Origin of the sequence: Jannaschia seohaensis, assembly GCF_900116765.1 — a bacterium.
GTDB lineage: Bacteria > Pseudomonadota > Alphaproteobacteria > Rhodobacterales > Rhodobacteraceae > Jannaschia > Jannaschia seohaensis.
This window is the reverse complement of record NZ_UETC01000001.1, coordinates 186,867-200,333: the sequence shown is the minus strand read 5'-3', so window position 1 is coordinate 200,333 and position 13,467 is coordinate 186,867. Positions and strand designations below refer to the sequence as shown.

The window sequence follows — 13,467 nt, the reverse complement described above, 5'->3', positions numbered from 1 at the left end:
GCGCGGGGATTGCGCGCAGGGCACAGGCCGGGCTAGGGCCAGCGCAACCAGCCGAGGTTGCCGCCGATGACCAATCCGCTTTCCGCCATCACGCTCCACCAGGGCGATCTGCCCGATGGGATGACCTTTCCCGACGGGGTCGCGATCGATTGCGAGACGATGGGGCTAAATCCCCATCGCGACCGGCTCTGCCTGGTGCAGCTCTCGGGCGGGGACGGGCAGGCGCATCTGGTGCAGATCGCCATCGGCCAGACCGAGGCGCCGAATCTCGCCGCCCTGCTGCGCGACAAGACGGTGCTGAAGCTCTTCCATTTCGGCCGCTTCGACATCGCCGCGCTGTACCACACCCTCGGCGCTCTGGCCGAGCCGGTCTGGTGCTCCAAGATCGCCTCGCGGCTGGTGCGCACCTACACGGACCGGCACGGGCTCAAGGCGCTGCTGTCGGAATGCCTGGGCGAGGATATCTCCAAGCTGCAACAGACCTCCGACTGGGGCGCGGAGGAATTGACCGAGGCGCAGATGCAATACGCGGCCTCCGACGTGCTTTATCTCCACCGGCTCAAGGAGGTGCTGGACGCCCGCCTCGCCCGCGAGGGCCGCACCGAGATCGCCCAGGCCTGCTACGACTTCCTGCCCACCCGCGCCAAGCTGGACCTGATCGGCTATCCCGAGACGGACATCTTCGCGCATAGCTGAGCCATGGCGGACAGCCATACCAGCCTGGTGCGCGGCGCGCGCATCCTGCTGCCGATGGCGGCGCTGGGGCTGTTGTCGTCGCTCTTTCTGCTGCCGCGGACGGTGAACCCGGACGACGCGATCCCCTATGCGGAGGTCGACGTCTCCATGCGCGCCCGCGACCAGCAACTGACGGCGCCGCGCTTTGCCGGCGTATCCTCGCACGGGTCGGACTTCGCGCTGACGGCGGCGCGGGCCCTGCCCGACCGGGCCGATCCGAGCCTCATGACCGCCGAAGCGGTCGCCCTGGAGGTCATCTCGCCCGAGGCCGCGCGGATCACTCTGCGCGCCGACCGGGCCGAGGTCGACGCGGCCGGGCGCAGCCTCGTGCTGGAGGGGGCCGTAGAGATCGAGACCTCCACCGGCTACAGCCTGACGGCCCCGCGGCTGGAGGGACGGCTGGACGTGGTCGACATGCGCGGAACCGACGTTGCGGGCGATGGGCCGATCGGAACGCTCCGGGCGGGCGCTCTGCATCTGACCGAGACCGGGGGCGTCTCGCGGCTGGTCTTCACGCGGGGCATCGAATTGGTGTATCTCCCCCCGGAAAGATAGGATCCGACCGATGTTGCGCGTGCTCGTTTTTCTGGCCGTTCTGGCCCTTCCCGTCTCTGCGCAGGAGACACAGGTCGGCTTTGGCGGGGGCGGGCATGACGCCTCCGCGCCCGTCGAAGTGGCCGCCGACAATCTGGAGGTCGATCAGGCGACCGGCCGCGCGACGCTGACCGGCAATGTCGTGATCGCCCAGGGGACGCTGCGCCTGTCGGCCGGCACCGTCACGGTGGACTATACCACCGAGGGCGGGAACCGCCGGATCGAGCGGCTGAACGCTGCGGGCGACGTGCTGATCGTCGCCGGTCAGGACGCGGCCGAGGGGCAGGAGGCGACCTATCTGCTGGACAGCTCCGAGATCCTGCTGTCGGGCGACGTGGTGGTCACGCAGGACGGCGTGACCCTGGCGGGCGACCGGCTGGCGGTGAACCTCGCGACAGGGTCGGGCACGGTGTCGGGCCGGGTACGCACGACGCTACAACCGTGACGGCACCGCAGGTCATCGCGGGCGATGGCGGGCTGGCGATCCGCAATCTCCGAAAGTCCTACAAGAAGCGGCCGGTCATCCGCGACGTCTCGATGGATCTCTCCCGGGGCGAAGTCGTGGCGCTGCTGGGTCCGAACGGCTCAGGCAAGACGACCACCTTCTACTGCATCGCGGGGCTGGTGGCGCCCGATGGCGGCTCGGTCACCCTGGACGGGCGCGAGCTGACATGGCTGCCGATGTATCGCCGCGCCAAGGCCGGGATCGGCTATCTCCCGCAGGAGATGTCGATTTTTCGGGGCCTTACCGTCGAGCAGAACATCATGGCCGTCCTCGAAATCGCGGAGCCCAAACGCCATCGCCGCCGCGAACGGCTGGAGGAGCTGCTGGGCGAATTCCATATCGAGCATCTGCGCCGCGCCTCGGCCCTGGCGCTGTCGGGCGGGGAGCGGCGGCGCGTGGAGATCGCGCGCTGTCTGGCTGCGCGGCCGCGCTATCTGCTGCTCGACGAACCTTTCGCCGGCGTCGACCCGATCAGTGTCAATGATATCCAGGATCTCGTGTTGCAGCTGAAGTCCCGCGGAATCGGCGTGCTGATCACGGATCACAACGTCCGTGAGACCCTGCAACTCGTGGACCGGGCCTATATCCTGCACGATGGCGGTGTGTTGATGTCGGGCAGCCCGTCCGAGGTCACGGCCGACGCCAATGTGCGCCGCGTCTATCTGGGCGACAGCTTCGCAGGCTGACCGGCCGTGTCGCCTTTCCCATTGACAGTCGGCCTCTTAGGACGCCGAATGGAAGGATGGGGCCCTGCTCGCACGACATCGTCCCGCCTCTCGGGGCACCGGATGCGACCGCCGCCAAGGGCGCGGCCCGGACCCTTTCATTCAACTCGGCCAGGGCCAACAGCCCGACAAGACCTCCGAAGGAACCTCCATGCGCTACCAGATCACCGGCAAGCAGATCGACATTGGCGAAGCTCTGCAGACCCACGTCAAAACCGAGCTCGGAACGGTCGTGGAGAAATATGCGGGGCGCCCGACCGACGCGCAGGTGACCTTTTCCAAGTCCGCGCATGAGCATGTCTGCGAGGCGACGGTGCACCTGTCGACCGGGCTGACGGCGACCGCCACGGGCAAGGCGACAGAGATCTACGCCGCCTTCGACGCGGCCAGCGAAAAGCTCGACAAGCAGCTGCGCCGCTACAAGCGCCGCCTCAAGAACCACCACCAGGAACGGTCGCAACCGGTTGAAGTTTCGGGCGCCGCCAGCTATATCCTCGCTCCTGAGCCGGAGGACTCGGAATCCGATGACCTCCAACCGATCATCATTGCGGAAATGGAAACCCGGATTCCGGCCCTTTCCGTTGGTGAGGCGGTGATGCAAATGGAACTTGCCGGCGCCCCGGTGCTCGTCTTCAAGAACGAGAAGGGCGGCGGCCTTAACGTGGTGTATCGGCGCGACGACGGGAATGTCGGCTGGATCGATCCGACCACCGTGGCTTGAGCAGGGGCCGTCCTCCGAAAGGGCGGGGCGAGGATAAGGCAAATGCAGCTGAGTGAGATCCTGGTGCCGGGGGCCGTAAGAGTGTTGCCCAAGGTCAGCAGCAAGAAGCGCTTGTTCTGCGATTTGGCCGAAATCGCCCATGACGTGCACGGTCTGCCCCAGGCCGATGCCTTGACCGCCCTCCAGGACCGGGAAGCCCTGGGCCCGACGGGTGTGGGCGACGGCATCGCCCTGCCCCACGCCCGGCTCGAAGATCTCTCCCATGTCCATGGCGTCTTTCTGCGGCTGGAGCAGCCGCTCGATTTCGACGCCATGGACCGCAAGCCCGTGGACCTGGTCTTCGGACTGTTCGCGCCGGTCGGAGCCGGGGTGACGCATCTCAAGGCGTTGGCGCTGGTGTCTCGGACGCTGCGCGACCCGGGGCTCTGCGCCAAGCTGCGGGCCAATACCGACCCGTCGCTTCTCTATACCGTGCTGACCGAAGCGCAGGCGTCCCAGGCCGCCTGATCCCTCAGTCGTTCTTCCATCGCCGGAACCCGAACTGCCGGTAGTCGCGCCGATAGGCCGCGACCGCCAGATCGTCATGCTCGGGCCGGTAGATCGCCGCGAGCGCCTCGCGGCGCAGGGCGGCAAAGGGCTGGGGCATGCGACCGGCCGCCTGGGCCATCGCATCCAGCGCCGCTTGCGCCTCCCGCTCGCGCAGCAGACGCATGGGGATCAGCACCGGCGTCATCCCCGCCAGAAGCTCGGCCTGCCCATCCCAATCGGGCGCGACCGATAGCGCGGATTGCCCGCCACGCACTGCGGCCAGCGCCCGCAGGAAGCCCGCGAACCCCTCCGGATCGTCCTCGGCCTCGGGCAGCGCGACCCCGTGCTGGTTGGCCAGCACGCGCCGCACGGTGTTCGCCTCCCGCCCCTTGGCCGCCAAGACCTGCCGCCAAGCCGCGTGGGCCCGGTCGAGCGGGTGGCGCAACACGCAGAAACTGCTCAGCCCCTTGGCCCCGCGCAGCCAGCGGCGAAACTCCCGCGGGGTCAGGTCCGTCTGGGCCGGCGCGCCGTCGAGCGCGGTCAACCAATCGGCGACCGCGGCACCGGGGCCGCCGGGCAGAGCGACATGGATCAACGGGCTCTCGGCGGCAGCCGTCAGGCGCGACAGCTCGGGCGGGGATGCGGGATCGGGGGACGCGGGGCGGCGGGCGAGGAACGGATCGAGTCGCCCCAAATGCGCGCGCATCTCTTCGGGGTTCTCGACCTTTTCCTCCACCGTGCCGGGGTTCTGACGCTTGAGCTTGCCCGGCAGCTCGCCCAGCCGATCCGCGCTGCCCAGAAAGGCGGCCAGCCCGTTGAGCACCTCCAGATCGCCGATCTGCTCGTAATCGATCCAGAATGCCGTCTGTCCGCTGCGCTGCAACGCCCCCGTCACCCGGTCGCGGAACGCGGCATGGCGCGCGATCAGCCGATCGAACGCGGCCCCGTCGAAGCGCACCTTGGCGGCCTTGGCCATCTTGGGATTGGTCAGCCGCCATTGCCCCGTCTCCCGCGCGATGGCGAGGCTGACATAGGCGTCCAGCGGGTTGCGCGTGAGGATCACCTTGGCGATGCGCGGATCGGTCAGAACCGGCTCCAGCACCCGGGGATCGTGGTCGTGGAAATAGCGGAAGCCGGGCAGGCCCGGCGTCTCACGCCGTATGGCCGCCAACAGCGCCATCGGGTCGGCATCCCGGGCGGCGAGGTCGATCCCGAACAGAGCCTCCCGGTTATGGGCGCCGATGAAGACGGGGTTGAAGAGCTCGCCATAGCCGGTCACGTCCGAAAGCGCGTTCAGCGAGGCCTCAAGGTGATTGGACCCGGTCCGCATCTCGGCGAAGAGGACGAAGGCGTCGAAGCGCCGCTCACCCGGCAAGGCCCGGCCCTCCGACCCGCGGCGCCGGGCTGGGGGCCACGCCGAAATCACCCATCACGGTCGGCTTGACACCCGCATCCCGCAGCCGCTGCAACAGCGCCGGAATATCCGACAGGTCCCGAATCTCGGGCAGCGGGCGGGCCTCCTCGCGTCCTGCGATCTCGGCCAGGACTGGATCCAGCCTGTCCGCCGGACCAGCCGCGAACTCCGCCAGGGTCCAGCGATGCACCCGCGCCGCGACCTCGGGTCCATCGAGCAGGCGGAGGAAGGCGGCCTCCACCCGTTGCAGCCGCGCGATCTCGGCGCGGATCTCGTCGAAAGGGCGCTCCGATTGCAGCAGCGGCACGGCCCAGGCCCCGGAGACCACTGTGAAGGTCGCGTTTCGGTCGCGCAGCAGGAAGGGCGCCACCGCCTGCGTGTCGGCGGGGCCGAATTGCCAGGCCTGCCGCTCCCCGCGTGTGTTCCAGATCAGATTGCCCAGGAATTGCTCCGGCCGGTAATCGCGCAGCGCCGGATCGGCCGAGAGACAGCCCTGGGTCACGGCCTCCCGCCCGGCGAACTCCGCCCCATCGGGGTGGAAGAGATGGCCATGGACCCGCCCGCCCAGACGGCGCGCCAGCCACGGCTCCCACTCGGGGTAGAGGGCGTCCAGCCCGCAGAACACCGCATAGGGCGCGGCGGTCAGCTTGCCCTCGCGTCCCTTCTTCGGGAACCGCCCCTGGTTCAGAAGTCCCGCGCGCCCATTCGCCCGCCGCTGGTTCGCGCGCGAAAAGACGCGGTCGATCTTGCCGGGATCGGGCTCCGCCAAGCGCGCCGCCGGGCGGTCGGGATCGAGGAACGTCGCATAGAGCGCCTCGGCCCCCGGCCAGATCTTACGGGCGACGAAACAGTCGGAACGTTCCAGCAAAGGCCGGTGGTCGTCGTAGAAGATATGCGGCTTACCCTGCAGGTCGAACTTGGCCAGCGTCAGCGACCGGCTTTCGATCCGAGCCGAATGGCGCCGCGCGAGGGACTGGAAGTAGCTCTCGTCCGGGATCCAGACACTGGCGAAATAGGCATCCATCACCCGCCGGTCCGGCGCCTCCAGGATGGCCTGCAGCGTCTCGCGGGTCAGGCACCACCATTGGCTGCCGAGATGCGGCGCCAGCCCGTCGGGCAGACGGCGGGTCAGACCCAGCTTGCGCTGCGCCTCGGTCCAGGCATCGAACAGCTTGCGCCGCTTGCGCCAGGAAAACGGGAATCGCAGCGTGAACCGCTCCGCCTCCAACCCGTCGATGGCCCAATCGGCCTCGGCCACGGCGACGCTCTCGATGAAGTCGGTGCCGGGCCGGTCGGCCAGATAGCTCTCCAACTCCGCCACGGGACGAAGCGGGAGGCAGGCGCCAGAGGCGAGATAGACATGGGTCGCGTCGGGAAACGCCTCCAGCAGGCGAGCGCTCGCGATCTGGGTGGCGGCGACCAGCGACCACGTCCCCCACTCGACCCGCACCCGCTTGCAGAAGCGGACCCGCTCCTCCCCGGCGAAGCGGTCGCGGAACGCCCGAAACGCGGCGCGCGGCACCTTGGCATCGACATGGATCACGACGCCGCAGCCCGCATCCGCCCAGTGGCGCGCGACCTGTGCGGCCCGGTCGAAGGCCGTATGGACCAACAGGACGACGCCGAGGCTCATGCCCAGTTCCCCTTGGAGATCAGCCCGAGGATCTCGAGCTGCCGCCAGTTGACGTAACGCTCCGACCAGCGGCACCACAGATCGCGGCCCTCGTCCAGCCCGTCGCCCAAGACCCCGGCATAGGCACGGTATTCCTCGGCCGCGCGGTAATGCTCGCCGCGCGCCGCCTCCTCCTCCGCGCGCGCGCCGAACGTATCGAGAAACTTCGCATGGAGCAGCACGCCCGACGCCTTCTCGCCCCCCGCCTCCTCATAGGTCCGGTTGAGGCCACGCGGCAGCAGCGCATGGGTGGACGAGACATAGGCATAACCCCGCGCCCATTTCACCAGGGGCGTCTTGTTGAGCGCAGGCGCCCGCCGCGGCCGGTCGGCGAAGAATTCCCGCGCCCGCACGCCGCCCTGGATCCAGAGATTGTCATAGAGCGGGTTCTTCTCTGCCACGTAGTTTCCGGCATCGAACCACTGGGCGATTTCGAACGGATCTTGGCCCTCGGCATAAGGCTGCGCGGCGAGCGGTCCCTTGGGATACATATCCAGAAGCATCGCCCCGAAGACCCGCAGTTGCGATGCGTCCAGCCAATCGGTCAGCGCCCGCAACGGCCGCGTGTCGCAGAACGGATAGACCAGGAACTCGTCCACATCGACCGTCAGGCACCAATGCCGCGCGCCATGGCGCCGCGCCAGACCGTTGAGCCAGTCGACGCCATAGGCCGAGCCGCGATAGCTGTGCTCGGTCCGCCACAGCGACACGTCGGGCTGCGCCGCCAGATAATCGGTCGTGCCGTCGGTGCTGCCATTATCGACCATCAGGAAATGATCGATGCCGAGGCGGCGATAATAGTCGAGGAAATAGGGCAGGCGCAGCCGCTCATCGCGCAGGGTGGTGAAGGCCAGCAGGTCTCCGCCCCGGATCGCGCCCGTCCGGTTCGCCACGGGGGACAGCTGCCCGGCCTTCAGCCGCGCGCGCGTCAGCCACAGCTTGCGCCGCAGCCGCATCCGATAGGCGGAGACGATCCCCATGCCTCAGCCCCGCCCGCGATTCCGTCTGACACCCATGGACTCACTCCTACCCGCCCCGGCTAGACGACAATCGTGGCGAGTTTTCGGCTTTGTCGCACCAAACCCTTGCCGAACCGTGCATCTGCCGGCGCAGACGGTCCTCCTTCTTCTAGCCCCAAATACTCAAATCCCGACGCCTCCAAACACGGCACGCCCGGGAGGCGGCGCCGATCACTCCCACCCGCCCCGCGACATCAGCCCGAGCGCCTCCAATTGCCGCCAGTCGTGATACCGGGTCGAGCGCTCGCACCACAGAACCGGATCCCCGATCAGCGCGTCGTAATAGCCCTGATAGAGGTCGGAGTTCTCGAAATGCTGGCGCCGGGCCTTCTCTTCCTCGGACTTGGCGAGGACGTTGGGGAGGAACTTGGTGTGGAGCAGCACGCCGGTCGGCGCCTCGCCGCCATCGCGCTCATAAACATGGTTGAGGCGGCGGGGCAGCACCGTATGGGTCGACGAGACATAGGCATAGTCCCGATGCCACCGGATCAGAGGCACCTTGGAGAGGGTCGGCCCGCGCCGGGGCTCGCCGCCGAAAAAGACCCGCGACCGCACGCCCCCCTGTACCCAGAGGTTCTGAAGCTTGGGCTGCCGGGTGGCGACGTAGTTGCCCGCGTCGAACCAGGGGAGCGTGTCGGTCGGGTCGTCCCCCGGCCTGTAGCGCGCCGCGCCGAGCGGCCCCTGCGGATAGAGATCCAGCATCAGGAACCCCATGGAGCGGCGGCCCACGTGATCCAGCCATCCGGTAAGCGCGTGCAGGTCGCGGCTGTCGTGATGGGCATAGATGGCCAACTCGTCGGCATCCAGGGTCAGGCACCAATGGCCGTGCCCGTGCCTGCGCATCAGCACCGTCAGCCAGTCCACACCGAAGCGCGAGGATTTGTAGCCATCGCGCGTGGACCAGAGCGACACGTCCGGCTGCTCGGCCAGCATCTCCGCCGTGCCGTCCTCGCTGTCATTGTCGACGATCAGGAAATGGTCGGCGCCGAGGCCGCGGTGATGCTCAAGCCAGTAAGGCAGTCGCAACCCTTCGTTCCGCATCGTCGCGAAGACCAGCAGATCGCCCCGCCCGATCCGCGCCGTCCGGTCCGAAACCGGCCGCAGCCGCCCCGCCTTGCGCATCGACCGAAACAGCAAACGCCGCCGCCGCCAGCGCAGCTTGTAGGCCGTCCAGAGGGCGTCCCCCGGCGACGTCACCTTTCGTTAAGGTTAACGCGCCGCCCCCCTCCCATCACGGGTTCGCAAATACTCATGACGCGACCTTGCCCCAGGCGGAGGCCGTGAAACATCGCGCCCTACTGCGCCGCCGCCTGCACCGCGACGATATCGGCGAGGAACTCCCGCAGCTCGTCGCGCAGATCGGGCCGGTCCAGCCCGAAGGCCACCGTCGCCTGAAGGAACCCGGCCTTGGAGCCGCAATCGTAGCGCTGCCCCTTGAAGCGGAAGCCATGCACCGGCGCGCCCAGCTCGATCTCGCGAGCGATGGCGTCGGTCAGCTGGATCTCTCCCCCTGTGCCTTTCTGGGTTTCGTCCAGATGGTCCATGACGGCGGGCGACAGGATATAGCGGCCGATGACGGCGAGATTGGAGGGCGGGTTCTCCTTGGGCTTCTCGACCATGCCGCGCACCCGGACACAGGCCCCCTCGGCCCCGTCGGTGTCGAGAATTCCGTAGGCGGAGGTCTTCTCGGTCGGCACTTCCATCGCGGCGACGAGGCTGCCGCCGGTCTCCGCATGGGCCTCGACCATCTGTTTGAGGCAGGGCTCTTCGGCGGCGATCACGTCGTCGGGCAGGATCACGGCGAAGGGCTCGTCTCCGATCAGCCGACGGCCGCAGCGCACCGCGTCGCCCAGGCCCATGGCCTTGTGTTGCCGGATATAAGCGATCTGGCCGCTTTCCATGTAGGTGTTGCGCAGCGCCGCCAGCAGGTCGTCCTTGCCCTTCTCCTCCAGCGCGCGCTCCAGCTCCGGGGAGTGGTCAAAATAATCTTCCAGCGCGGACTTGCCGCGCGCGGTCACGAAGATGAATTCCTCGATGCCGGCGGCGCGGGCTTCGTCGATCGCGTATTGGATCAGCGGACGATCGACCAGGGTCATGATCTCCTTGGGCACCGATTTTGTCGCGGGCAGGAATCGGGTTCCGAGGCCCGCCACGGGGAAGATGGCCTTGGTCACGGGTTTGGGCATAGAAACGTCCTTCGTTCGAAACGGATGCAGGGCGCCGTCCATCGGTCGATACCATAACCGTACGGCGAGGTCATGGGGGACCGGGCTCAGCCGGGCAGAAGGGTCACGCCCGGCGCATGGGCGATGAAGAACGGGTTGGCGAAGCCGTCCTTGCCATAGGCCAGCGGGCTGTGATCGTCGAAGCGCACGACATGCCCGCCCGCGCCCGACAGCACTGCATGCCCGGCCGCCGTGTCCCATTCCATCGTGCGTCCGAGCCGCGGATAGAGGTCCGCCTCCCCCGTGGCCACCAGGCAGAATTTCAGCGACGATCCGGCGGAGCGCATGTCCGCGACGGAATACTTGCCGATATAGGCGTCGGTGGCCGCGTCCCGGTGCGACTTGGAGGCGACCACCAGAAGGGCCGTCTCGTCGGGGGTGGAGACGTGGATTTCCTTCGCCTCGCCCGGGGTTTCCTTGTCGAAGGGCCCGATCTCCTCGACGGACTGGCCGTCGGCGCGGGTCATGAACAGGCGCCCCTTGGCCGGGGCATAGACGACGCCGCGCACCGGCACCCCGGCCTCGACCCAGGCGATGTTCACGGTGAAGTCGCCGCGGCGCTGGACGAACTCTTTGGTGCCGTCGAGCGGGTCGACGATAAAGAAGTCGCTGACGGACAAGTCATGGGTGGCCGACTGCTCCTCGGTCACCAGGGCGGCGTCGGGGAAGGCAGCGCGCAGACCGGCGGAAATCAGCTTATCGGCCGCCTCGTCCGCGGCCGTGACCGGGCTGTCATCGGACTTGGCGCGCACATCGAAGTCCTCAGAGTTGTAGATTTCCATGATCGCGTCTCCGGCCTCCAGGGCCAGGCTGCGCAGGATCACCATCATTCGGTCAAAATCCAAGGCTACACCTTCCGTTAAATCACGCCGTCCAGACTGGCCCGCCACGGGGCTGACCCGCAGGGACGGGCATCTTATGCTGGCATCCCGGTGTCGGAGCAACATGACAAAGGAGCGGCGGCGGCAGGTGTTCGGGGTCGAGCGAGGCGAAGGCAGGCTGGCGGGGGCGTTCACCCTGGCCGAGCTGGTATTCCACGCCACCGTGCGTCAGGCCCGGCGCGGGCATGGCAACGCGCTGGTCGCGCTCGGCATGAACGTCCTGCAAACGGTCGTGTTTCTGGGCGCGTTCTTTCTGCTCTTCACGCTGCTGGGACTGCGCGGCGCCTCCATCCGGGGGGATTTCCTGCTCTACCTCATGTCGGGAATCTTTCTGTTCCTGACCCATGTGAAGGCGTCGGGCGCGGTCGTGCAGTCCGAGGGTCCGGCCTCGCCGATGATGAAGCACGCGCCGATGAACACCGCCGTGGCCATCCTCGCCGCCGCGCTCTCGGCGCTCTACCTCCAGACCCTGTCCTTGGCCGTCGTCCTCTTCGCGGTCCATGTCCTCTGGAATCCGGTCGTGATCTCGGACCCGGTGGGAGCCTTCGCGATGTTCCTGCTCGCCTGGTTTTCGGGCGTGGGGGTGGGGCTGGTCCTGCTGGCGCTCAAGCCCTGGTTCCCGAACTTCGTGCAGATCGCCAACACGGTCTATTCCCGGGCCAACATGGTCTTCTCCGGCAAGATGTTCGTGGCCAACACCCTGCCCTCGACCTTCCTGCCCTATTTCACCTGGAACCCGCTCTTCCACGCGATCGACCAGGCGCGGGGCTATACCTTCGTCAACTACACGCCCCATTACACGGGCTGGGTCTATCCGGTGATCGTCAGCCTGATCCTGGTCCTGATCGGCCTGATGGGGGAGTTCTATACCAAGCGCCACGCCTCGATCTCCTGGTCGGCGGGACGCTGAGGACAGGCCGGAGGGACCCGGCTGTGCCCTCCCTCGGCGGAAGGCGCGATGGCCCCCTGCCCCGCGTTGCCGCGACCAGGCGCGACGCCGGGCGATCCGGACCACCCTCCCCCAGAATCTCGGGCGAGGATGAGGCAGGCGGACCACCGGACGAGGCGACGCCGGGCCCGCGATCTGCTATCCTTTCCGCGTCACAGCCCCGGAGGCCCCCATGCGTTCCCTGCTTGCCGCAATCCTGATCCTTCTGGCTGCCCCCGCGACCGCCACGCAGGATGCCTGGCCCGCCCTGTTCGACGTCGCCGGCGTCAGCGCCGATGACGTGCTCAACATCCGTGCCGCGCCCACCGCCGCGTCGGAGATCGTGGGCACCGTCGCCCCGGATGCCGTCGACATCGAGGTGATCCGCCCGAACGAGGCGCTGACCTGGGGTCTGGTGAACACCGCCGAGGGCACCGGCTGGGTCTCGCTCGCCTTCCTGCAAAGGCAGCCGGGGCAGTGGACCGGCGCCTATCCCCCGGTCCAGCAGTGCTTCGGGACGGAGCCGTTCTGGTCCATCGACATCGACGACCGCGCCGCGACCTTCTCCACGCCCGACACGTCGATCCAGGGTCAGGTGATCGCGCGGATGGCGTCGGCCAACCGGCGCGACCGGCACGGCCTACGCATCGCCCTGCCGGAGGGGCGCTGGATCGACGGCGTGATCTCCTGGGAGACCTGCTCGGACTTCATGTCGGACCGGGAATATGGGCTGACCTTCGACGCCCTGGGCACCGATGGCGTGCTTTCGGGCTGTTGCAGCCTCGGACGGTAGACCCGACCAACCGACAATAGGGACCCCAGGGGGCCGCCACGGGCCGGCCGTGTCTAGCCCGCCACCCGGAGCGTCAGGTTGATCCGCCCCGGCGCCTCCAGCAGCGTCGAGCTGCCCGGCGCGATCCGGTCGACCCCGTGGAAGGTCAGCCGCGCCTCGCCCCCCATCACCACCACATCGCCGGAGCGGAGCCAGACGCTTTCGGTCCGGCCGCCCCGTTCCCGGTTGCCGATGCGGAACAGCGCATCGTCGCCCAGCGAGATCGACACCACCGGCTGGCTGAAATCGGCTTCGTCCCGGTCCTGATGCAGGCCCATGCGGGCCTGCGGCGCATACCAGTTCACGAGGCAGCTGTCGGGGGCGCGCGCTTCGGGCGCGACCGCCTTCCAGACGTCCAGAACCGAGGGCGGGATCGGCGGCCAGGACGCGCCCGAGGGATGCGCCGCCTCATAACGATAGCCGCGCCGATCCGTCACCCAGCCCAGCCGCCCCGCGGAGGTCATTCGCACCGAAAGCGCCTGACCCCGCCGCGTCACCGGCTGAAAGAGCGGCGCCGCCCGCACCACCTCCCGGACCTCGTCCACCATCCGGGCTTGGCTGTCTGACGGCAGAAAGCCGTCGAACAAGCGAAATCCTCTGATCTCTCGCATCGAAACCTCCGCAGATTTCATCCCCATCACGTCCTTGCGAGGTCAAAACCCCCCTCCTATATACCCCCCGAACCGCG

Annotated in this window: 15 protein-coding genes; 8 read left to right on the top strand and 7 right to left on the bottom strand. The window is 68.0% G+C overall.

The features are described from left to right. Positions 1–66 precede the first annotated feature (66 nt). The 6 genes from DTQ71_RS00960 (at position 67) to DTQ71_RS00935 (ending at position 3,787) form a co-directional block, all read left to right on the top strand. Positions 67–696 (top strand): ribonuclease D, encoded by a 630-nt coding sequence (locus DTQ71_RS00960; RefSeq protein WP_109562426.1) that lies wholly within the window; start codon positions 67–69, stop codon positions 694–696. 3 nt (positions 697–699) lie between these two features. Further along, the gene (locus tag DTQ71_RS00955; RefSeq protein WP_109562425.1) at positions 700–1,290 is read left to right on the top strand and encodes a hypothetical protein; all 591 of its coding nucleotides are present in this window, start codon (positions 700–702) and stop codon (positions 1,288–1,290) included. A gap of 10 nt (positions 1,291–1,300) precedes the next feature. Beyond that, positions 1,301–1,774, top strand: a complete 474-nt coding sequence (locus DTQ71_RS00950; RefSeq protein WP_109562424.1) for an LptA/OstA family protein — start codon at positions 1,301–1,303, stop codon at positions 1,772–1,774. Next, positions 1,771–2,520 (top strand): LPS export ABC transporter ATP-binding protein, encoded by a 750-nt coding sequence (lptB, locus tag DTQ71_RS00945; protein ID WP_109562423.1) that lies wholly within the window; start codon positions 1,771–1,773, stop codon positions 2,518–2,520. The genes DTQ71_RS00950 and lptB overlap by 4 nt, the downstream gene beginning before the upstream one ends. 190 nt (positions 2,521–2,710) lie before the next feature. Beyond that, on the top strand, positions 2,711–3,280 hold the full coding sequence (gene hpf, locus DTQ71_RS00940) for a ribosome hibernation-promoting factor, HPF/YfiA family (RefSeq protein WP_109562422.1): 570 nt from the start codon (positions 2,711–2,713) through the stop codon (positions 3,278–3,280). A gap of 42 nt (positions 3,281–3,322) precedes the next feature. Further along, the gene (locus DTQ71_RS00935) at positions 3,323–3,787 is read left to right on the top strand and encodes a PTS sugar transporter subunit IIA (protein WP_109562421.1); all 465 of its coding nucleotides are present in this window, start codon (positions 3,323–3,325) and stop codon (positions 3,785–3,787) included. Positions 3,788–3,791: 4 nt separating this feature from the next. Here DTQ71_RS00935 and DTQ71_RS00930 read toward each other — a convergent pair whose 3' ends face one another. The 6 genes from DTQ71_RS00930 to cysQ all read right to left on the bottom strand — a co-directional run bounded on the left by DTQ71_RS00930 (position 3,792) and on the right by cysQ (position 10,968). Continuing rightward, positions 3,792–5,183 (bottom strand): nodulation protein NodH, encoded by a 1,392-nt coding sequence (locus tag DTQ71_RS00930; RefSeq protein ID WP_109562420.1) that lies wholly within the window; start codon positions 5,181–5,183, stop codon positions 3,792–3,794. After that, entirely contained in the window at positions 5,173–6,855 is a 1,683-nt protein-coding gene (locus DTQ71_RS00925) for a DUF5927 domain-containing protein (RefSeq protein WP_109562419.1), read from the bottom strand. Before DTQ71_RS00925 ends, DTQ71_RS00930 begins: the two co-directional genes overlap by 11 nt. Further along, positions 6,852–7,874 carry a glycosyltransferase family 2 protein gene (locus tag DTQ71_RS00920; RefSeq protein ID WP_109562418.1) on the bottom strand — a complete coding sequence of 341 codons (1,023 nt, stop codon included), beginning with the start codon at positions 7,872–7,874 and terminating at the stop codon, positions 6,852–6,854. Before DTQ71_RS00920 ends, DTQ71_RS00925 begins: the two co-directional genes overlap by 4 nt. Before the next feature lie 210 nt (positions 7,875–8,084). Beyond that, on the bottom strand, positions 8,085–9,110 hold the full coding sequence (locus tag DTQ71_RS00915) for a glycosyltransferase family 2 protein (protein ID WP_342768085.1): 1,026 nt from the start codon (positions 9,108–9,110) through the stop codon (positions 8,085–8,087). Between the two features lie 98 nt (positions 9,111–9,208). Next, positions 9,209–10,099 (bottom strand): UTP--glucose-1-phosphate uridylyltransferase GalU, encoded by an 891-nt coding sequence (gene galU, locus DTQ71_RS00910; protein ID WP_109562417.1) that lies wholly within the window; start codon positions 10,097–10,099, stop codon positions 9,209–9,211. An 86-nt stretch (positions 10,100–10,185) separates the two neighbouring features. Further along, on the bottom strand, positions 10,186–10,968 hold the full coding sequence (cysQ, locus tag DTQ71_RS00905; protein WP_407066387.1) for a 3'(2'),5'-bisphosphate nucleotidase CysQ: 783 nt from the start codon (positions 10,966–10,968) through the stop codon (positions 10,186–10,188). 115 nt (positions 10,969–11,083) lie between these two features. Here cysQ and DTQ71_RS00900 point away from each other — a divergent pair, with 115 nt between their 5' ends. After that, complete coding sequence (locus DTQ71_RS00900) at positions 11,084–11,929, top strand: ABC transporter permease (RefSeq protein WP_245947139.1); 846 nt, start codon at positions 11,084–11,086, stop codon at positions 11,927–11,929. A 211-nt stretch (positions 11,930–12,140) separates the two neighbouring features. Next, positions 12,141–12,740 (top strand): peptide-binding protein, encoded by a 600-nt coding sequence (locus DTQ71_RS00895; protein WP_109562415.1) that lies wholly within the window; start codon positions 12,141–12,143, stop codon positions 12,738–12,740. 53 nt (positions 12,741–12,793) lie between these two features. On the opposite strand, the gene DTQ71_RS00890 is transcribed toward DTQ71_RS00895, so the two are convergent. Then, positions 12,794–13,390: an alpha-ketoglutarate-dependent dioxygenase AlkB family protein gene (locus DTQ71_RS00890; RefSeq protein ID WP_109563095.1), complete on the bottom strand. Its 597-nt coding sequence runs from the start codon at positions 13,388–13,390 to the stop codon at positions 12,794–12,796. Positions 13,391–13,467 lie beyond the last annotated feature (77 nt).